General features: G+C 59.6%; 21 protein-coding genes and 1 pseudogene. 14 read left to right on the top strand and 8 right to left on the bottom strand.

Annotation, left to right across the window (positions count from 1 at the left end; translation table 11 throughout):
* Positions 1 to 83: 83 nt before the first annotated feature.
* From AC1DTN_RS22120 to AC1DTN_RS22135, 4 genes are all read right to left on the bottom strand, one after another.
* Complete coding sequence (locus AC1DTN_RS22120; RefSeq protein ID WP_310383092.1) at positions 84 to 473, bottom strand: RidA family protein; 390 nt, start codon at positions 471 to 473, stop codon at positions 84 to 86.
* A gap of 76 nt (positions 474 to 549) precedes the next feature.
* Complete coding sequence (locus AC1DTN_RS22125; RefSeq protein WP_113325215.1) at positions 550 to 1,113, bottom strand: methylated-DNA--[protein]-cysteine S-methyltransferase; 564 nt, start codon at positions 1,111 to 1,113, stop codon at positions 550 to 552.
* A gap of 88 nt (positions 1,114 to 1,201) precedes the next feature.
* Positions 1,202 to 1,789, bottom strand: a complete 588-nt coding sequence (locus AC1DTN_RS22130; RefSeq protein WP_477922617.1) for an RBBP9/YdeN family alpha/beta hydrolase — start codon at positions 1,787 to 1,789, stop codon at positions 1,202 to 1,204.
* A 73-nt stretch (positions 1,790 to 1,862) separates the two neighbouring features.
* Positions 1,863 to 2,180 (bottom strand): hypothetical protein, encoded by a 318-nt coding sequence (locus AC1DTN_RS22135; protein WP_477922618.1) that lies wholly within the window; start codon positions 2,178 to 2,180, stop codon positions 1,863 to 1,865.
* Between the two features lie 254 nt (positions 2,181 to 2,434).
* On the opposite strand from AC1DTN_RS22135, the gene AC1DTN_RS22140 reads away from it, so the two are divergent.
* The 5 genes from AC1DTN_RS22140 to AC1DTN_RS22160 all read left to right on the top strand — a co-directional run bounded on the left by AC1DTN_RS22140 (position 2,435) and on the right by AC1DTN_RS22160 (position 7,868).
* Positions 2,435 to 2,758, top strand: a complete 324-nt coding sequence (locus tag AC1DTN_RS22140; protein WP_113325213.1) for a hypothetical protein — start codon at positions 2,435 to 2,437, stop codon at positions 2,756 to 2,758.
* A 129-nt stretch (positions 2,759 to 2,887) separates the two neighbouring features.
* Positions 2,888 to 4,342 carry a cryptochrome/photolyase family protein gene (locus AC1DTN_RS22145; protein WP_310383088.1) on the top strand — a complete coding sequence of 485 codons (1,455 nt, stop codon included), beginning with the start codon at positions 2,888 to 2,890 and terminating at the stop codon, positions 4,340 to 4,342.
* Entirely contained in the window at positions 4,339 to 5,673 is a 1,335-nt protein-coding gene (locus tag AC1DTN_RS22150) for an NAD(P)/FAD-dependent oxidoreductase (RefSeq protein ID WP_310383087.1), read from the top strand. Before AC1DTN_RS22145 ends, AC1DTN_RS22150 begins: the two co-directional genes overlap by 4 nt.
* A complete protein-coding gene (locus tag AC1DTN_RS22155) occupies positions 5,670 to 6,530 on the top strand; it encodes a DUF1365 domain-containing protein (RefSeq protein ID WP_477922621.1) in 861 nt (286 codons plus the stop codon). Before AC1DTN_RS22150 ends, AC1DTN_RS22155 begins: the two co-directional genes overlap by 4 nt.
* Positions 6,531 to 6,608: 78 nt before the next feature.
* Positions 6,609 to 7,868 carry a cyclopropane-fatty-acyl-phospholipid synthase family protein gene (locus AC1DTN_RS22160; protein WP_310383085.1) on the top strand — a complete coding sequence of 420 codons (1,260 nt, stop codon included), beginning with the start codon at positions 6,609 to 6,611 and terminating at the stop codon, positions 7,866 to 7,868.
* Here AC1DTN_RS22160 and AC1DTN_RS22165 read toward each other — a convergent pair whose 3' ends face one another.
* Positions 7,869 to 8,702: an SDR family NAD(P)-dependent oxidoreductase gene (locus AC1DTN_RS22165; protein ID WP_310383084.1), complete on the bottom strand. Its 834-nt coding sequence runs from the start codon at positions 8,700 to 8,702 to the stop codon at positions 7,869 to 7,871.
* 98 nt (positions 8,703 to 8,800) lie between these two features.
* Positions 8,801 to 9,460 carry a ChrR family anti-sigma-E factor gene (locus tag AC1DTN_RS22170; protein WP_310383083.1) on the bottom strand — a complete coding sequence of 220 codons (660 nt, stop codon included), beginning with the start codon at positions 9,458 to 9,460 and terminating at the stop codon, positions 8,801 to 8,803.
* A 210-nt stretch (positions 9,461 to 9,670) separates the two neighbouring features.
* Between AC1DTN_RS22170 and AC1DTN_RS22175 the strand changes: the two genes are divergently transcribed.
* The 5 genes from AC1DTN_RS22175 to AC1DTN_RS22195 all read left to right on the top strand — a co-directional run bounded on the left by AC1DTN_RS22175 (position 9,671) and on the right by AC1DTN_RS22195 (position 13,542).
* Positions 9,671 to 10,711, top strand: a complete 1,041-nt coding sequence (locus AC1DTN_RS22175; RefSeq protein ID WP_477922624.1) for a cysteine synthase A — start codon at positions 9,671 to 9,673, stop codon at positions 10,709 to 10,711.
* Between the two features lie 6 nt (positions 10,712 to 10,717).
* The gene (locus tag AC1DTN_RS22180; RefSeq protein WP_477922626.1) at positions 10,718 to 11,455 is read left to right on the top strand and encodes an alanyl-tRNA editing protein; all 738 of its coding nucleotides are present in this window, start codon (positions 10,718 to 10,720) and stop codon (positions 11,453 to 11,455) included.
* A 44-nt stretch (positions 11,456 to 11,499) separates the two neighbouring features.
* Complete coding sequence (gene sseA, locus AC1DTN_RS22185; protein WP_477922627.1) at positions 11,500 to 12,369, top strand: 3-mercaptopyruvate sulfurtransferase; 870 nt, start codon at positions 11,500 to 11,502, stop codon at positions 12,367 to 12,369.
* A gap of 5 nt (positions 12,370 to 12,374) precedes the next feature.
* Positions 12,375 to 12,935 (top strand): GNAT family N-acetyltransferase, encoded by a 561-nt coding sequence (locus AC1DTN_RS22190; protein ID WP_007815685.1) that lies wholly within the window; start codon positions 12,375 to 12,377, stop codon positions 12,933 to 12,935.
* 97 nt (positions 12,936 to 13,032) lie between these two features.
* Positions 13,033 to 13,542 carry a DUF1203 domain-containing protein gene (locus tag AC1DTN_RS22195; RefSeq protein ID WP_439014796.1) on the top strand — a complete coding sequence of 170 codons (510 nt, stop codon included), beginning with the start codon at positions 13,033 to 13,035 and terminating at the stop codon, positions 13,540 to 13,542.
* Between the two features lie 16 nt (positions 13,543 to 13,558).
* Here the strand turns inward: AC1DTN_RS22195 and ald are convergent, their stop codons facing one another.
* Positions 13,559 to 14,677, bottom strand: a complete 1,119-nt coding sequence (ald, locus tag AC1DTN_RS22200; protein WP_439014795.1) for an alanine dehydrogenase — start codon at positions 14,675 to 14,677, stop codon at positions 13,559 to 13,561.
* A 157-nt stretch (positions 14,678 to 14,834) separates the two neighbouring features.
* Between ald and AC1DTN_RS22205 the strand changes: the two genes are divergently transcribed.
* From AC1DTN_RS22205 to AC1DTN_RS22220, 4 genes and pseudogenes are all read left to right on the top strand, one after another.
* A complete protein-coding gene (locus AC1DTN_RS22205) occupies positions 14,835 to 15,296 on the top strand; it encodes an Lrp/AsnC family transcriptional regulator (protein WP_439014794.1) in 462 nt (153 codons plus the stop codon).
* A 69-nt stretch (positions 15,297 to 15,365) separates the two neighbouring features.
* Entirely contained in the window at positions 15,366 to 16,247 is an 882-nt protein-coding gene (locus AC1DTN_RS22210; RefSeq protein ID WP_477922629.1) for a DMT family transporter, read from the top strand.
* A gap of 87 nt (positions 16,248 to 16,334) precedes the next feature.
* Positions 16,335 to 16,649 (top strand): annotated as a pseudogene (locus tag AC1DTN_RS22215) (PilZ domain-containing protein); the annotation flags it as partial.
* A 144-nt stretch (positions 16,650 to 16,793) separates the two neighbouring features.
* Positions 16,794 to 18,782 carry a bifunctional 2',3'-cyclic-nucleotide 2'-phosphodiesterase/3'-nucleotidase gene (locus tag AC1DTN_RS22220; protein ID WP_439014792.1) on the top strand — a complete coding sequence of 663 codons (1,989 nt, stop codon included), beginning with the start codon at positions 16,794 to 16,796 and terminating at the stop codon, positions 18,780 to 18,782.
* A gap of 40 nt (positions 18,783 to 18,822) precedes the next feature.
* On the opposite strand, the gene AC1DTN_RS22225 is transcribed toward AC1DTN_RS22220, so the two are convergent.
* On the bottom strand, positions 18,823 to 19,380 hold the full coding sequence (locus AC1DTN_RS22225; protein ID WP_439014791.1) for a DUF2087 domain-containing protein: 558 nt from the start codon (positions 19,378 to 19,380) through the stop codon (positions 18,823 to 18,825).
* Positions 19,381 to 19,518: the final 138 nt, after the last annotated feature.

A 19,518-nucleotide genomic window follows, 5' to 3' on the forward strand; every position in this document is an offset into this window, starting at 1 on the left:
ACGCTTTAGGAAGCGGCTTGCATGCGTGCTGCCACGCCGTTGAACTGCGCGGTCGTGATCGCCACGGAGCCTGCGGTCAAACCTTAGAAGACCTTGGCGGCCGTTACTTCCACCTCGACCAAAAATTCGGGCCGGGTAAAGCCGCTGACGATGATGAGCGTCGAAACAGGTTTCGGGTCGAGCGTGAAGCGGTCGCGCACCGCCATATAGGCCGGGAAATCCTCCCGCTTCGTTACGAAGCCGGAAACGCGGATGACATCGGCAAAGCTCATCTCGGCCTCGGCGAGGATCGCCTTGATCGCCTCGAAGCAGAGCTCGGCCTGCGCCGTCACATCCTCGGGGACCTTTTCATCGAGACCGATTCCAAGTTGACCTGACGTGACCAGCAAGGACGCGCCCGGCGGCACGAGAAGGCCGTGATTGTAATTTCCGAAGGGCCGGCGGACGGATGGCGGGTTGAAAATCTTGTTCATGAAAAACCTCGCTATAGACAGAGTTTTATAGCGAGGATTTTCGGGATATTCCAAGCACTTGCTTGCGGCTTCGTCCTCAAAAATCGAGAGACTGCTGGGCGGGCGGCGGCGGGCCGACATGCACGCCCTCGAGTTCCAGCATATGCAGCTTGGCATTCGAACCACCGGGCGCCGAAAAGCCGCCGATCTTGCCGCCTGCGGCCAGCACGCGATGACAGGGAATGATAAGCGCGACGGGGTTTTTCGCCATGGCCTGGCCGACGTCGCGTGCGGCTTCCGGCCCTGCTCCAAGCTCCTTGGCCAGCGTGCCGTAGGTGGTCGTGCGACCCCAACTGACGCGGCGCGCGGCGGCATAGATATCGCGGAAGAATGCGTCCTGGCCGTCAAGGTCAACGGCGACAGTGGAGAAGTCGACTTCCTCACCTTCGAAGTAGCGCTTTACCGCAGCAACGGCGTCCAGAATCTGCGGCGTCGGCCTGCCCGGTTCGGCAGCCGGCAAACGGCGCAGCAACAAGCGTTCTGTCGACTCGGCGCTCTTCGTCGGCAGCTGGAATCGCGTCACGCCGGCATCGCTCCAGGCAATGCCGCAAAAGCCGCCGGCGGTTTCGAAGATCAGATATTGATGCACTTTCTGAGCCATGGTGAAGCCCTCACATTCCGTCGGGCATCAGAATCGTACTGCAAAGGCGTGAGTTCAACCCGTTTCTTGCGCATGTCCCGATAAAATATCAGGCCGATGCGGCGGTCGCGGCAAGCGTGGATATCTGCGGTCTCTTCGCCTTCGCCTTGCCTTTTACTGCATCGAACAGCGCGTAGCCGCCGGTCCAGCGGCCGAAACCGCTGGCAATGTTGATATGACCTGCGAGGCCTATGTTGCGGACCTCGGTTTTCCAGAGGCGAGTGTAGAAGCTCAAACGGTCGAGCGACATGTATTTGTCGTCGAGGCTGCCGACGGTGAGGCTCGGAAAGGGAAGCGGGTTTGTCGGCATGGGGCCGAAGGCGAGCGAGCCGGGATGCAGCCTTTCCGTGGCCGGCAAGTCGCACGGGGCGACCAGAAGCGCTCCCTTTACCCGGCGAGCCGCTGGCCGGTCGGCGAGCCTCGCCGTCAGGATGCAGCCGAGGCTATGGGCAACGATATAGGCTTCCCCCGCCTCCAGCAGTGCCTGTTCCAGCCGCTCCATCCAGTGATCCAGACGAGAGTGGTTCCAGTCGTCCTGCTCGACCATTCGGCTCTGCGGTACATCATCAAGCCAATAGTGCTGCCAATGCCCCTCGTCGGAACCGAACAGACCCGGCACGATCAGGATTTTTGTCATTGCTATCTCCTGGCGCATGCGCAGCAAACTGCCGCGACGCATCTCAGCCAGAATTATCCATAAATTTTATGGACTAAAGAAATGAAGCTCCAAAACCCGTGAGAAAGCTGGAAAATCCATCGCGGGATGAGAAGCTGTCGCTCACAGCAAAGGTCAACAAGTCGCAGGATATTCTGAGGCCGATCGTGTTGTGGCAAGGCATCCCCTCGCCTGCAGTCATATCGCGCCCGTCGGAAAGCAGAATGGGCTCGGCATTCCCGACGCGGACGGGGCCAGCAGACCAGAGCGAAGGACGGTTGACGTCGATGACCGAAACCCGTTGCTCCGTTGCTTTCACAACGGTCGACGCCAGCGCCATGCCGCTCACCGTCAAAGTGAGTGCAAGCATCATCTGAAGGCAGAGATCTCCGGCTTCGCGCGGTGAAATGAACATGGCGGCCTCATGCCGTAACAAGGGTTTCACTGCGCAGGTAAGGCAAAGGAGAGCTCAGGCAAAGCGGCTTTCGCGGTTAAGGTTTATGCGTAACCATGCGCAATTGTCTCAACCGCCCCGTTTAAATTTTGTAACCTAATTTTGGAACCAGGAGTTTTCTCACGGGTTAGGAAAGGGTCGCCAAAGACGAAAATCTAAGGAGGACAGCTCCCATGCATAAATCTCTTATCGCCGCCTCGCTGCTTGCCATCGGCATGGCTTCGTCGGCATTCGCTCAGTCTAATCCCGACACCATCGGCCCGACCAATGGCGGTTCGACGGACCCGAGTTCTGGCAATTATTCGTCCGACTACACCAATGACAGCAATGGCATTCATCCGATGCCCGGGGCCACGGTAGACCCGACCACGACGCAGAGCATCGGTGGTCAGGCCATCGATTGCCCGGGCATGCCGCAGCAGAATACCGGCGTCGATACGCGCGGTGGCGAGAGCGGCGCTTCGGTCAGCGATGCCTGCCGCGAATACGACAACTGATCGGGCAAAGACCCGTTCATTGAGAGAGGCCGGCTCCCACCGGCCTTTTTCATGCGCGCCTGATGAAACTGTTGATCCGATTGCCTCGTACTTCCGTAACAGACAGAGAGGCAAGGCAGGGAGCAGCCATTGGCACGGGAGACTGTTGCAAGACCGGTAATCGTCTGGTTCCGCAAGGACTTGCGTCTTGACGACAACAGGGCTCTGCATGCGGCATGCGCATCGGGGCGGCCGGTCATTCCGCTTTATATCCGCGAACCCCAGGAAGACGGCACGGGGCCTCTTGGCGCTGCCCAGGCATGGTGGTTGCATCATTCACTGCATGCGCTTGACGCAGCCCTCAAAAGACATGGCGGCAAGCTCATTCTAGCAAGCGGTCATGCCCGCAATGTGCTTGCCGACATCATCAAGCGGAGCGGTGCGGAAGCCGTTTTCTGGAACCGCCGTTATGATCCGCCGGGCATCGCGATCGACACCCGCCTGAAGCATGAATTCGAAAAACAGGCGATCGAGGCACGCAGCTTCGGCGGACAGCTTCTGCATGAGCCGACCAAGCTCAAAACGGCAAGCGGCACGTCATACCGCGTCTATACGCCATTCTGGCGGGCGCTCGAAGAAGGCGGCGAGCCGGAGGCACCGGTCGATGCGCCCGAGCGCTTCCGCTTCCCAAAACAGTTTCCGGCCTCCGAAGTGTTGACCTCCTGGAAGCTCCTGCCGCTTAAGCCGAACTGGGCAAAGTCCTTCCCCGACATGTGGACGCCGGGTGAAGCGGCAGCCCAGGAAAAGCTCAGCGGTTTCGTCGAGGACGGACTTCCAGGCTATTCAGCCGACCGGGATTTTCCCGGAAAGACCGCAACCTCCCTTCTCTCTCCGCACTTGGCGCTCGGCGAAATCTCGCCTGCCCGCATCTGGGACGCCACGAAGGGACTTTCGCGGCGCATTCCATCCGACGATATCGTACGCTTCCGCAAGGAACTGGCATGGCGAGAATTCTCCTACCATCTGCTCTTCCATTTTCCGGAGCTTGCCAGGGATAACTGGAACGACGATTTCGACGGCTTCGGTTGGCGCGAAGATGAAGACGGATTTCATGCCTGGTGCAATGGCCAGACCGGCTATCCCATTGTCGACGCCGGCATGCGCCAACTCTGGCGCCATGGCTGGATGCATAACCGCGTGCGGATGATCGTCGCCTCGTTTCTCATCAAGCACCTGCTGGTCGACTGGCGCCGCGGCGAAGCCTGGTTCCGCGACACGCTAGTCGATGCAGACCCCGCCAATAACGCGGCCAGCTGGCAGTGGGTGGCAGGTTCAGGCGCCGATGCCTCCCCCTTCTTCCGCATCTTCAATCCGATGCTCCAGGGCGAAAAATTCGATGCCGACGGCAGCTACATCAGGCAGTTCGTGCCGGAGCTCGGAAAGCTCGAGGACAAACATATCCACCGGCCGTTCGAGGCACCAGCGAGCGTGCTCGAAAACGCCGGCGTCACGCTTGGGAAAACCTACCCCAGACCCATCGTCGATCACGCCACGGCGCGCAGACGAGCGCTGAAGGTCTATAGCGCCATAAAGGATGCAGCATGAACGTGCATGTTCCTTCGCTGCCACGCAGCCTCAAGGTCGCCATCGTAGGGTCGGGCATATCGGGTGCTTCGGCCGCCTGGGCGCTCAATCCTGTCCATGACGTGACACTCTACGAGAAAGATGCCCGGCCGGGCGGCCATACGGCAACGGTCGATGTCGGCTATGACGGGCTGAGCATTCCGGTCGATACCGGCTTCATCGTCTACAACGAGCACAATTATCCCAATCTGACCGCGCTCTTTGCAGAGCTCGGCGTTGCCACGCATGCCAGCGACATGAGCTTTTCACTGTCGCTGGATCATGGCAGGCTGGAGTGGAGCGGCGGCGGGCTGTCGTCTATATTCGCGCAGAAGCGCAATCTGCTGAGCCCCTCCTTTCTCTGGATGATCCGCGAGATCCTGCGCTTCAACCGGACCTGCCTGGAAGACCGGGCGGCCGGGCACCTGGCCTCACGTTCGATCGGCGATTATCTCGACTGGCGTGGCTTCTCGCCGGGTTTCACCAACAACTATCTGGTGCCGATGGCGGCGGCGATCTGGTCGGCGCCATCAGCGCGGATGCTGCAATTTCCCGCCGAACATTTCGTCAATTTCTTCGACAATCACCGACTTATCTATCGCCGTCAGCATCAGTGGCGCACCGTCACCGGCGGCAGCCGCAACTACCTGAAAAGGCTTCTGTCACCGCTCGGCGACAAATTGAAGCTCGGCTGCGGCGTGCGTGGGGTGATCCGCAGCGACAAGGGCATCACCCTGATCGACGAGACCGGCGGCGAGGCCTTCTTCGACAAGGTGATCTTCGCCTGCCACAGCGATCAGACGGCGCGGTTGCTGATTGATGCGACGGATCAGGAAAAGCGCTTGCTCGCTGCTGTCCCCTATCTGCCCAACCGCGTTATCCTGCACTGTGACGCCAACCTGATGCCGACGCGGCGTAAGGTCTGGGCCTCCTGGAACTATCTGCGTTCAAGCCATGCCGACGGCAGAGCCGGTGTGGCCGTGACTTACTGGATGAACAGGCTACAGGGCATAGATCCGAATTTTCCGCTGTTCGTCACGCTCAACCCGGACCGCGAACCGGAGAGCCGCAAGGTCTTTGCCGAATTCACCTATGAGCATCCGCAGTTCTCCGCGGAAGCGATGGCAGCGCAACGGGCGATTGCCGCCATCCAGGGAAGAAACAATTGCTATTTCGCGGGCGCCTGGACCGGATACGGATTCCACGAGGATGGACTCGTTTCCGGTCTTGCGGCGGCAGAGGCACTGGGCGGGATCACACCCTGGCGGACCGCCCGGCCCTCCTCTGGAACCACGCTGGAAGCGGTAGCATGATGGCATCCCGCAAAAACCCCCGCGCATCGAGGTATGGCGTCAGCGTGACGCGAAACGGTCCTCCGCCGGACGCAGCGGCGGTACTTTATGTGGGCGATGTCATGCATCAGCGCATTAAACCGTTCGGCCATCGCTTCCAATATCGGGTCTTTTCGCTCTCCATCGATCTCGACCGGTTGGAGGAAGCTGACAGCCAGTCGGCGCTGTTTTCGGTCAACCGAAGCAATCTCGTCTCGTTCCATGAAGAGGACCATGCAGCAAATGGAAAGCTGCGCTCCCATGCCGACCGCCTGCTTGCGGATGCGTGTGTCGAACGGCCGGCCAAGATCCTGCTCGTCTGTTATCCGCGGATCCTCGGCTACGTCTTTAATCCCCTTTCGGTCTATTATGCTTATGACGACAGGGATGCCTTGATTGCGCTGATCTACGAAGTGCGCAACACATTCGGCGAGCGGCATAGTTATGTCTGCCCCGTCGAGGATAATGAAATCTTCGAAAGTGGTCTTCGCCAGACCTGCGACAAGCTCTTCTATGTCTCTCCCTTCATTGGCATCGGCATGCGCTATCATTTCCGCATGCTGCCACCCGGCCAGGAAATCCGCTGGCGCATCCTGGAAACCGATGCGGAAGGGCCGCTTCTTGCCGCAACCTTCGCCGGCCGGAAAAAGCCGCTGACTGGCCGGACGCTCGGTTATCTTCTCACAACTATTCCCTTCCTGACCATCAAGATCATGACCGGAATTCACTGGGAGGCTCTGAAACTCTGGCTCAAAGGCGCCATCTACGTTCGCCGGCCACCACCTCCGCCGCCTGTCAGCGTGAAGCCGGCAAGCCGGCTTGCAGAAGCTGCGGAATGAATCTAGCGTTTGCGGCAATCGCCGGAGGAGAGGCGCAAGCATTGTCCTGACCGGCCTAAAAATACGGGAGGATGGACGGTGAGCAATTTACAGGATTTGAATCAATCTGCCCGGGACGCGGTGACGCTGACGGCAGAAAATATTTCACGCATCGTCAAAGGCCTGCCCTTCAAAGCGAAGCTTGCACTGCGCGGCCTGATGCGCATGCAGCACGGCTCCCTTGCGGTCACGCTGCCCGACGGGCGCAAGGTGTTTATCAAGGGCAAGGCTGCCGGACCTGACGCCGCGTTGACGCTTCGAAACTGGAACCTTGCCGATCGCGCGCTGACCAGCGGCACGATCGGTGTCGCCGAGACCTATATGGACGGCGATTGGGACAGCCCAGACATCACTGCCTTCCTCGAGCTTTTTCTCGTCAATGGCGAAGCGGCGCACAGCTACGCGCATGGCAAGCGCGGCGTCGGCCGCTTCGTCGAGCGTATCCGCCACTGGATGAACGCCAACACCAAGACGGGCTCCAAGCGCAATATCTCGGCCCATTACGACCTCGGCAACGACTTCTACAAGCAATGGCTCGACCCGAGCATGACCTATTCCTCGGCGCTCTATTCGACCGGCGCCAACGACCTGCAATCGGCACAGAACGCCAAATATCGGGCGCTGGCGGAGGCGACCGGCATCAAGTCCGGCGATCATGTGCTGGAAATCGGCTGCGGCTGGGGTGGCTTTGCCGAATTTGCGGCAGGCGAGTTGAATTGCCGGGTGACGGGGCTGACCATCAGCCGCGAGCAGCTTGCCTTCGCGCAAACGCGCATCAGCAACGCGGGGCTTAGCGACAGGGTCGACTTTCGCTTCCAGGACTATCGAGACGAGACCGGGGTCTATGACCGCATCGTCTCGATCGAGATGTTCGAGGCTGTCGGCGAGAAATACTGGCCGGCCTATTTTTCCAAGCTGAAGCAGTGTCTGAAGCCGGGTGGTAAGGCAGGCCTACAGATCATCACCATCCGTCCCGAGGCCTTCGAGCAATATCGCAGCAATCCGGATTTCATCCAGAAATATGTCTTCCCCGGCGGCATGCTGCCGACGCGCCACCACCTTGCCGAACTCGGCAGGAAGATGGACTTGTCACTGGTCAGAGACTTCGGTTTCGGCCTTGACTACGCCCGTACGCTGGCGGAATGGCGCGAGCGCTTCTGGTCCGTCTGGCATAAGCTCAGGCCGATGGGTTTCGACGACCGGTTCAAGCGGCTCTGGGAATTCTACCTCTTCTACTGCGAGGCAGGCTTTCGCGCCCGCAACATCGATGTGCGGCAGGTGGTCTTTTCGCGGTCTTGATCACTCAGCCGGATGCGGCGTCACCGGCCGGTGACTGGAGTTGGCGGGCCGCTCGCCCCAACCGGTGAAGCGGTTCACCAGTGCGAAATAGAGACCGTAAGGCAAGATCCGCAGGACCTTCAGCACATAGGTGAAGCGCTTCGGGAAGGTGATCTCGAAAGCCTGCGATTTGAGGCCTGCCGCAATGCGCTCTGCCGCCGTCTCGGGCGAAACCAGTGCCGGCATGGGAAAGGCATTCTTACGCGTTGCCGGCGTATCGACAAAGCCCGGATTGATGAGCTGGATGCGGATGCCGATCTTATCGAGATCGAATTTCAGGCTTTCGGCCATATTGATCAGGGCAGCCTTGGTCGCGCCGTAAGCGGCGCTGGTCGGCAATCCCGTGTAGCCCGTCACTGAGGAAACGATGGCGATCTGCCCCTGCCCCTTCGCCTTCATGTGCCTTATAGCCGGCAGCAGGCAATTGACGACGCCCGACAGGTTGACGGCAAAAGTCTTCTCGAAATCGGCTCGGTTCAGATCCTCGCCATGGACGGGCTGATAGACACCTGCACACAGGATCGCCATGGCGAGCGCACCGTGCTCATATTCGATCGAGGCCATGACATGTTCCATGTCTTCGGCATCGGTCACATCGCCATCAAGCACGATGATGCTGCCGGACAGTCCGGCTGCCTCGAGCTGCAATTCCACCAGTTTTTCGTGATTGCGGGCGGTGACGGCGACCCCGTATCCCTCGCCTGCGAGCTTCAGCGCCAGCGCTCGGCCTATTCCGGAACTCGCACCGGAAATCCAGACGATACCATGTTCTGGACGGGCGATGAAATTACGCATGACACTTCCTCCGGTCTGCCGATTTGAACACGAACACAGGCCCGGAAGCTCCTCATCTCTCCCGGGACCATGGCTCTATCACAGCATTGTGGCTGCTTTCAGCCGATGAGGTCGCCGATGATCTGCCGGAAGGAGCCGGTGAGCTTGATCGGGCCATCCGAAACGGCAAAGGCGATGCACGGCCGATCCTTCTCGGCGACGGGGCGATGGTCGACGGTGGCATCCGCAATCGAGATATCCCCCGGCCCGAAACGGCCGCGCTCGTCGCGGAAAGCGCCGTCGAGGATGAGGATCAGTTCCATGCCCGCATGCGTATGGGCAGGCAGTGCGCGACCCGGCCGTATCCACATCAGGCTGACCTCGCAGCCGTCAATATCGGTCGCATATTCCTTGAAGCCCGGAAGGCGCTTGCGCCACGGCACATCATCGGCTTCGAAACCGATGAGATTGCGCAAGGCGCGCGGGAAAAGAGCACCCGGCGGACGTGACAGGAGCTTAGGAGGGGAAACAGGAGCCTTCGAGCCGAAGATTGCCGCAAGCTTCGCATCGCGGTCGCTGATCGGGCTTGATGGCGTGCTCTCCAGAGCTTCTCCAGCCAGCCATTCGAGGTCAACCACCAGGCCGCGATTGTCCGGCTTCATTTCGAGATGAGATTCCACGAGTGCGCGAGCCGGCTCCGGAAGGGAGCCAGCAACATAATGCGCCATCAATGCATCGATCGTGTCGATATGTTCGTGAACCATGTCAGATTCGGTCACGCCTTGTTCCTGCGCCCGTGCTTGCTTTGTCGTCATCCATACGCCGAAAGTCAATCTTCGGATCACTGCTTGCCCAGGCTGAGCGAAAGGCTGGAAATAGAAGACTAATTTTATCGCGGGCCTAGAAGGCATGGAATAGGATTTCTTGCCAATGCCGCCTTGTGAAGGGAAAAGACCGTTCCTAAACTATGCGTAAACGAGGCAGATTCCATGACCTTCCACCCATCCGTAATCGAGGCTATCGGCAATACGCCCCTCATCAAGCTCAAGGGTGTTTCCGAGGCGACCGGCTGCACCATTCTCGGAAAGGCCGAATTTCTCAATCCCGGCCAGTCGGTGAAGGACCGAGCGGCGCTTTACATCATCCGTGACGCCGAGAGAAAGGGCCTGCTCAAGCCCGGCGGCGTCATAGTCGAAGGTACGGCGGGCAATACCGGGATCGGCCTAACGGTCGTCGCCAAGGCGCTCGGCTATCGCACCGTGATCGTCATTCCGGAGACCCAGAGCCAGGAAAAGAAGGATGCACTGCGCCTGCTCGGCGCCGAGCTCGTCGAAGTTCCGGCCGTTCCCTACAAGAACCCCAACAACTACGTGAAGGTTTCGGGCCGCCTTGCTGAACAGCTTGCCAAGAGCGAGCCGAACGGCGCGATCTGGGCGAACCAGTTCGACAACGTCGCCAACCGTCAGGCGCATATCGAAACGACGGCACCGGAGATCTGGAAGGATACTGACGGCAAGGTCGATGGGTTCATCTGCTCGGTAGGTTCAGGCGGCACGCTTGCCGGCGTGGCGGCAGGTCTGAAGGCCGTCAACAAGGACATCAAGATCGGCATTGCCGATCCCGAGGGTGCGGCGCTTTACGAATTCTACGCGAACGGCACGTTGAAATCCGAGGGCTCGTCGATCACGGAAGGTATCGGCCAGGGGCGCATCACTGCCAATCTCGATGGTTTCACGCCTGATTTCTCCTATCACGTCACCGATGCCGAGGCGCTTCCCTACCTCTTCGATCTCGTCGAGCATGAAGGGCTTTGCCTTGGCGGTTCCACGGCGATCAATATTGCCGGTGCGGTTCGCCTCGCCAGGGATCTCGGCCCCGGCCACACGGTCGTGACAATCCTCTGCGACTATGGCAACCGCTATCAGTCCAAGCTCTTCAATCCGGATTTCCTTTCATCCAAGGGCCTGCCCATTCCCGAATGGATGGTCGGCTCGACGGATATCAAAATACCCTACGAACCCGCAGCGTGAGCCCCCATGCCAGTCAATGCCCTCTACCGTGACGACTTCTATCTTTCCACATGCGAAGCGGTCGTCACGGCCGTTCACGAGGACGGGGGCATCGAGCTGGACCAGACCTGCTTTTACGCGACATCGGGCGGGCAGCCGGGCGATACCGGCTTCTTCGAACGGGCTGACGGCTCCAAGATAGAGCTTGGCCAGGCAAAACACGGCGCGACCAAGGACATCGTCATCCATGTGCCGCTGGAAGGCCAGGCACGGCCTCAGATCAGCGAGAAGCTGGTGCTGCACATCGACTGGCCACGCCGCTACAGACTGATGCGCATGCACACCGCATGTCATCTTCTGTCGGTCGTCTGCTCCTATCCGATCACGGGGGCAGCGGTCGGCGAGGACGAAAGCCGCGTCGACTTCGACATGATCGATACGATCGACAAGGACGAGGTGACAGCCAAGCTGATGGACCTCGTCAATCAGAACCATCCGGTCTATCTTCAGTGGATTACGGATGAGGAACTCGCCGCCAATCCCGGCATCGTCAAATCGAAGAATGTGCGCCCTCCTGTTGGCCTCGGCCGCGTCAGCCTCGTCTGCATCGGTGAGAATTCGGCGATCGACAGCCAGCCCTGCGGCGGCACGCATGTTTCGGAAACACAGGAAGTCGGTCAGATTCATATTGCCAAAATCGAGAAGAAGGGCAAAGAGAACCGGCGCTTCCGCATTCGCTTCGGCACGCCCGGCGACGAAGCCTGATAGACGATGCCTGCTATTTGGGCCTGATATTTGGGGAGATCATCATGAGCGACACCAAGAGCCGTTTCGTCGTCTCGGCCGACTGGCTGCAAGCTGAGTTCGGTAAGCCCGACCTGCGCGTGCTCGACGCATCCTTCTATCTTCCGGCGCAGAAGCGCGATGCGAATGCGGAATATGCCGCCGGGCATATTCCCGGCGCCATCCGTTTCGATCAGGACAAGATCGCCGACCATTCGACGAACCTGCCGCATACGATCCCCTCGCCCGATTATTTCGCCGAGGAGGCCGGCAGGCTCGGTATCAGTGAGAACGACCGCATCGTCGTCTATGACGGCATCGGCATGTTCGCCTCGCCGCGCGTCTGGTGGCTGTTCCGGGTGATGGGCGCAAAGAATGTCTTCGTGCTCGATGGTGGACTGGATGGCTGGAAGGCCGAGGGCCGGCCGCTTGAAACCGAAGTGCCGAACTACGCCTCGGCAAGTTTCAAGACGAATTACGACGCAGGCCGCGTCGTCCATCTCGACCAGATGCGCGATATTGTTGCGAGCGCTGCCCTGCAGATCGCCGATGCCCGCAGCGCCGGCCGTTTCGCCGCCGCAGAGCCCGAACCGCGCGCTGGCATGCGCTCCGGCCATATGCCCGGCGCACGCAGCCTGCCCTCGGGCATCTTCGCCAATCAGGGCCGCTTCAAATCGCTGCCGGAACTGAAGCAGACGATCGAGGATGCAGGCATCGACCTTACCAAGCCGGTCGTCACCTCCTGCGGATCGGGCATTACCGCCGCGATCATCACACTGGCGCTGGAATCGCTCGGCCATACCGATAACAAGCTCTATGACGGCTCCTGGAGCGAATGGGGCAGCCGCGAGGACACGCCCGTCGTCACCGGCCCGCCTGAACCGGTCAAAGCCTGACCGCCATGGGAAAGACGCCCGCCTCGCTCAAGGCCCATATTACGCGGCTGGAAATGGTCGCGCCGCCGAAGGCAAGCCTGCCTGTGCCCGTCAACATACAGACGGCAATCATGCGCGCGCCAGGCATTCCCTTGGCCTTCTATCGCTACCTCTACCGGCAGGTTGGCGCGCGCTGGCAGTGGGTCGACCGATTGAGGATGAGTGACGAGGAGCTTACGGCAGCGCTGCATGACAAGCGCAACAATATCAGCGTACTTTACGTCAACGGTGCGCCGGCTGGCTTCTTTGAATATCTCTGCGAGGACGAGGATACGATCGAGCTCTCCCATTTCGGGCTCTTCGAACATGCGCTCGGCCTCGGCATCGGCAAATGGTTCCTGCTTCAGGCGCTCTACGCGATCTGGACACTGAACCCGACAAAGGTCACGACGACCACCAACAATCTCGACCATCCACGGGCATTACAGCTCTATCAGATGTTCGGTTTCTCTCCCGTCTCCACCGGCACCGGGATCGTCAGGCCGTTGAGCGACAAGGAACTGCTGGAAATCGCCAGGAAAAGCTGATCGCGTTTGCACGCCACGTGCTGTTCGAAGCAAGAATCGGGTGGCTTGGTTGATCGTCAGCGCGGAAACTATGGCAAAGCTCACAAGGAGATTTGCCATGACCAGCATCCAGTTTTCCGCCATGCCGACAACAGATGCAGAAGCGCTCTGGAGCGGCGGCCGCGACGCCTATGATCAATTGCCTGAGACGATGATATCCGATGGCGACGGTTACCCCTGCCGGCATTGCCTGGGGAATATCGGCGCCGGCGAAGAACTCTTCGTCTTTGCCTATCGGCCCTTTCCGGAACTGCAGCCCTATGCCGAGACCGGCCCGGTCTTCCTGCACAAGCAGGCCTGCAAGCGCTATTCCGCCGAAGAGGCTCTGCCTCCTGTCCTGACGACAAGCCCTGACTTCATCGTCCGCGGCTATGGCGAGAATGACAGGATCGTCTATGGCACCGGTGCGGTCACGCCGATCGAGAAGATCCCTGCTTATGCGACCGAACTGCTTGCGCGACCCGGTATCGCTTATGTGCATGTGCGCTCCGCGCGCAACAACTGCTATCAGTGCCGGATCGACAAAGTAAAAGCGCCGGCCCTTGCGGAAACCGGCGCCTTCCTCTGACCTAGGGTCAGCTGGTTTACGCTACGTTCAGCGCGCTTTCCGGCGCGACAGCTTCATAACCAAGCGCGTCAGCGACCGGCTTGTTGGTGATGCGGCCCCTATGGACGTTCAAGCCGTTGCGCAGATGCTTGTCCTCGGCGATGGCGCGCAGGCCGCGATCGGCGAGTGCGAGGCCGTGGACGAGTGTCGCATTGTTCAGCGCGTGGGCAGACGTGACGGGAACGGCGCCTGGCATGTTGGCGACGCAATAATGCACGACGCCGTCGACGACATAGGTCGGCTCGGAATGGGTCGTTGCATGCGAGGTTTCGAAGCAGCCGCCCTGGTCGATCGCGACGTCGACGATGACTGAGCCCTTCCTCATGCCTGTCAGCATTTCGCGGGTCACGAGCTTCGGCGCGGCAGCGCCAGGGATCAGCACGGCACCGATGACGAGATCAGCGGAGAAAACTTCTTCTTCCAGGGCCTGAATGCTGGAATAGCGTGTATGGATACGGCCATTGAAGATATCGTCGAGTTGGCGCAAGCGCGGCAGCGACTTGTCGAGAATGCTGACATCAGCGCCGAGGCCGGCTGCCATCTTGGCTGCATGCAGGCCGACGACGCCGCCGCCGATGATGGCAACCTTGGCCGGGAGAACGCCGGGCACGCCACCGAGCAGGATGCCGAGGCCGCCATTGGCCTTCTGCAGCGCGGTGGCACCGGCCTGGATCGAAAGACGACCGGCGACTTCGGACATCGGCGCCAGGAGCGGCAGGCCACCGCGATCGTCCGTCACGGTCTCATAGGCGATTGCCGTAACGCCGGAGGCGAGCAGACCCTTGGTCTGTTCCGGATCGGGCGCAAGATGCAGATAGGTGTAAAGGAGCTGACCATCGCGGAGTTGCGCCCATTCCGACGGCTGGGGCTCCTTGACCTTGACGATCATATCGCACTTTTCGAAGATGTCTTTGGCGGAGGCGGCGATCTTCGCGCCAGCAGCCATATAGGCGGCATCATCGGCACCAATGCCGGCACCCGCCTTCGTCTCCACCCAGACCTCATGGCCGTGGGCGACATATTCTCTTACCGAAGCCGGCGTCAGGCCGACGCGATATTCATGGTTCTTGATTTCCTTCGGGCAGCCGACACGCATTCGCGTTCCTCTCATTTTATGTCCGCGTTCCGCGGAGCGTTTTCTTGCTCCTAAATCCAACCACCACGGCCACGAAATGTCCTTGCAAAGAGGATTTGTTTTCAGCAAAGTTTCGAAGATTATTGCGCTAACCGTCCATTTTTCGAAGGTTCTTCGAATGTCTGACCTCGATAGTATCGATCTTGCGATTCTAAGGGCGCTGCAGATCAATGCCCGTATCACCAATGCGGAGCTCGCCGACAAGGTGGGACTATCGCCTTCCGCCTGTTCGCGCCGGCTCGATATTCTCGAAAAGAGCGGTGTCATCGGCGGCTATCATGCGCGGCTTTCGCATAGGGCGCTCGATTACAAGATGATCGCCATCGTACACATCTCGCTGTCCGGCCAGTTCGCCAAGACGCTGTCAGAATTCGAGGCGGCAGTGAAACGCTGTCCGAACGTGCTCGTCTGCTACCTGATGTCCGGCGAATACGACTATATCCTTCGCGTCGCCGCCCGTGATCTGGAAGACTATGAGCGCATCCACCGAGACTGGCTTTCGGCGCTGCCGCATGTGGTGAAGATCAATTCGAGCTTTGCGCTGCGCGAAATCATCGACAGGCCGAATGTCGGCCTTTGAGCCCTTGCAAAGCCCTCGAAATCCTGCCCTAGCTTGATGTTGCGGGCGTCTCCGCTTTGACGGCAAGACATGAAATCCAAGACTCACGGCTATATCTTCCTGCTCCTTGCACTGACGATCTTTTCAGCGCAGGACGCGATCTCGAAGCATCTTGGTTCAGCCTATTCGCCTATCTTCGTGACGATGGTGCGCTATTGGGCCTTCGGCCTGTTCACCGTGGTTCTGGCCGCGAAAATGCGCGGTGGCATCGCCGCCACCGCCCGCACGAAACATCCCTTTCTGCAGGTTTCACGCGGTATTCTGCTTGCTGCGCAGGTGGTGCTGGCAATCACCTGTTTTGCGCTGATCGGGCTGGCGCATTCGCAGGCGATCTTTGCCGCCACCCCCATCATCGTCGCACTGCTTGCCATTCCACTGCTTGGCGAAAGGGTTGGCTGGCGCCGATGGACGGCGATCGGTGTCGGGCTTTGTGGCGTGTTGCTCATCCTCAAGCCGGAGGGCGGGTTCTTCGACGTGAACCTGCTTCTTGCCGTCGTCTCCTGCGTCAACTTCGCGCTTTACGTGATCGCCACGCGTTACGTCAGCCGGCGGGATTCGGCGATGACGAGCTTCTTCTATACGGGTGTCGTCGGGGCTCTCGTCATGACGCTTGCAGGCCCTTTTTACTGGACGCCGATTCAGGGCTGGGACTGGATGTGGATGCTGGCCGTCTGCCTGACCGGAACATCGAGCCACTATTTCCTGATCCGCGCCTATGACAGTCTCGATGCGGCGGCCGTCCAGCCGGTTACCTATATCCAGCTTGTCTATGCTTCTATCCTTGGCGTGCTCATCTACGGGGAGGAGCTGACGCTGAACATGATCGTCGGTTCGATCATCGTGGTCGCGGCCGGCATCTTCACGGTGTGGCGCGAACATGTCGTGGCGCGGCGAGCGGTCGTGCCGAATTGAGACTTTCGCAGCAATTTTAAATAAGCGCCTAAAGGCATTTCAATCTTCGCTGCCTATGCTCCTCCCGAATTCGTCACGGGGATAAGCATGATACGCAATCTCAAGATCACGGCCCGCAAGGCCGACCGCAGGAGCTGCCGCGTTTTTGGCAAGATCCGTTATCTGAACAACCAGGTAGATGCCCGCATCCTGGATATTTCTGCTACGGGTGCAGCACTCGAAGTCAAAGCGCCGCTTCATGCGGCCTCGGGCAGTAAGGTCCGCATCGAAGCCGAAAATCTCGGCCTGCTCGAAGGCGTCATCCGCTGGACACATAATGGTCGTGTCGGCATCCAGTTCGACGTGAATTCCAATGCCCGCGCGCTCATTGCCTCCTATTTCCGCTTCTTCCATCGCGAAGTGCCACGCGTTCGGTAAAGCTTTCCAGAGCGGTGCCGCTTTGGCGGCATCGTTTTTGCCATTCTGTCATTTTCGCGATGTACTCCTTTGCCAATCATCCTAAGTTCATCGAACCGGGTGATGCATGATGTCAAAAGGAGTGTTTCCATGCCTTCCATTCTCGATGTGCCTGCAATGAGCCGTCGTTCCCTGCTTGGCGGTCTTGCCGCCACTTCCGCTCTGGTGCTGCTGCACCCGTTCAGCGCCCGCGCTGCCGCAAACCAGGCGCATCTGCGGCTCATGGAAACGACCGACATCCACGTCAACGTCCTCCCCTATGACTATTATGCCGACAAGCCGAATGACACGATGGGCCTGTCGCGCACGGCAACGATCATCGACACGATTCGCGCGGAAGCCGTCAACTCGCTGCTGATCGACAATGGCGACGTGCTGCAGGGCAATCCGATGGGCGATTACATGGCCTATCAGCACGGCATGAAGGATGGCGACGTGCATCCGGTCGTCAAGGCGATGAACACGCTCGGCTATACGGTCGGCACGCTCGGGAACCACGAATTCAACTATGGCCTGGACTTCATGTTCAAGGTGCTGAACGGTGCGAACTTCCCGTTCGTCTGCGCCAACCTGACCAAGGGCCAGCTCGCCTCCGATCCGAAGCAGGACGATCTGTTCTTCAAGCCCTACATCATCGTCGAAAAGCAGATCAAGGACGGCGCCGGCAATGAAAGCCCGGTCAAGATCGGCTTCATCGGCTTCGTACCGCCGCAGATCATGCTGTGGGACATCAAGAATCTCGAAGGCAAGGCGCAGACGCGCGATATCGTTCAGGCCGCCAAAGCCTGGGTGCCCGCCATGAAGGAAGCCGGCGCCGATATCATCATCGCCCTGTCCCATTCCGGCATCGATGGCTCAGGCCCATCCGAGAAGATGGAAAACGCCTCGCTGCATCTTGCTGCCGTCGAGGGTATCGACGCGATCTTCACCGGCCACCAGCATCTGGTCTTCCCCGGCCCGAAAACCTGGGATGGCATAACCGATGCCGATCCGGTCAAGGGTACGCTACATGGCAAGCCCGCCGTCATGGCCGGCTTTTGGGGTTCGCATCTCGGCCTGATCGACCTGCTGTTGGAGAAGGATGGCAACAGCTGGAAAATCGTCGCCTTCACCTCCGAAGCACGGCCCATCTACCATCGCGACGACAAGAAGAAAGTCGTTGCCGACGTCACCGATAAGAAAGAAGTGGTCGAGGCCGCCAAGGCAGAGCACGAGGCAACGCTTGCCTATGTCCGCACGCCTGTCGGCAAGACCTCCGCGCCGCTCTATTCCTACTTTGCGCTCGTTGCCGACGATCCCTCCGTGCAGATCGTTTCGCAGGCTCAGACCTGGTACATCAAGCAGATGCTGGCCGATACGCAATTCAAGGATTTGCCGGTTCTTTCCGCCGCAGCCCCTTTCAAGGCCGGCGGCCGTGGCGGCGCGGACTACTATACGGATGTTCCGGCCGGCGATATCGCCATCAAGAATGTCGCCGACCTCTACCTCTATCCGAACACGGTTCAAGCGGTCGCCATCACCGGTGCGCAGGTGAAGAACTGGCTGGAAATGTCCGCCGGCATGTTCAACCACATCGAGCCCGGCGCGAAGGATGCGGCTCTCCTCAACAACGACTTCCCATCCTACAATTTCGACGTGATCGATGGCGTGACCTATCAGATCGATCTGTCGCAACCGCCGAAATATGATTCGTCGGGCAAGGCCGTCAATCCGGACTCCAACCGAATCCAGAACCTTGCCTTTAAGGGCAAGCCGATCGATCCGGCCCAGAAGTTCGTCGTCGTTTCCAACAATTATCGTGCCGGTGGCGGCGGCAGCTTCCCGGAAATCGCCTCCGACAAGGTGATCTTCCAAGCGCCGGACACCAATCGCGACGTCATCGTCCGCTATGTCCATGATCAGGGCACGATCAACCCGTCCGCCGACGGCAACTGGACCTTCAAGCCCCTGCCCGGCACGACCGTCGTGTTCGAAAGCGGCCCGAAAGCCAAACAGTATCTCGCCGACGTCAAGAGCGTGAAGATCGAGGATGCCGGCGAAGGCACCGAGGGCTTCGCGAAGTTCAGGCTGGTTCTCTAAAGCCGCAGGGGCGCGGTTTCTTCAACCGCGCCCCTTTTGCTCAAGCAGTTTCGGCCTCAGCTTCGATGCGACGAAGAAGCAAGCCGAGTTCGGCCGGCGGCTTCTTTTCGATCCGGCGATATTGCCTGCCATCGCGGGTGCGGTGGACAAGCCCGGAATCGAAAAGCTCGCGGCGCAGCAGTGCCGCATCGCCGAAGAGATGCAGGCGGCTCAGCAAGTCGCTGATTTCGCGCTCCGTCAGTTCCGTATTCGCCGGTATTTTCGACCACAGGAACCATAAGCAAAGCTCCTGCAGCCCCCTCTTGCCCGGCCAGCGGATCAGTCGACCATTGCCATCGAAATGGCGCGATGCCCTCAGCACTCGGTCTTCGTCCGGCAAAGGCTGGGGATCCAGCTTCAGGCTCCAGTCCTTCAGCACTTCGGCGGAGTGCGCCACGCTGCGGAAATGCTGGTAGTTGCGATAACCCGCCGCGCGAGTCAGCAGATTGAGCATCTCGACATGGCTCGGCCTGTCAGCGAGCACTTCGATCTGCTTGCGGAGAGATTTGGCAAAAGCCGAAAGATCGGCGATTTCCATTGGAAAGATAGATCTGGTCACGTCTTATCCTCAACGCGCCGTTCCCTGAAAAAGGTGTCGGTGGTCGCCGGCTTTCGACTTCGGCACAGGACAAGTGCTGATGATCTTTCTAAAGCAGGTTTAGCTTCCCTTGCGGGACGGCGACGCCTCGGTGAACTG

This window comes from Rhizobium sp. 01T444 (assembly GCF_056398305.1).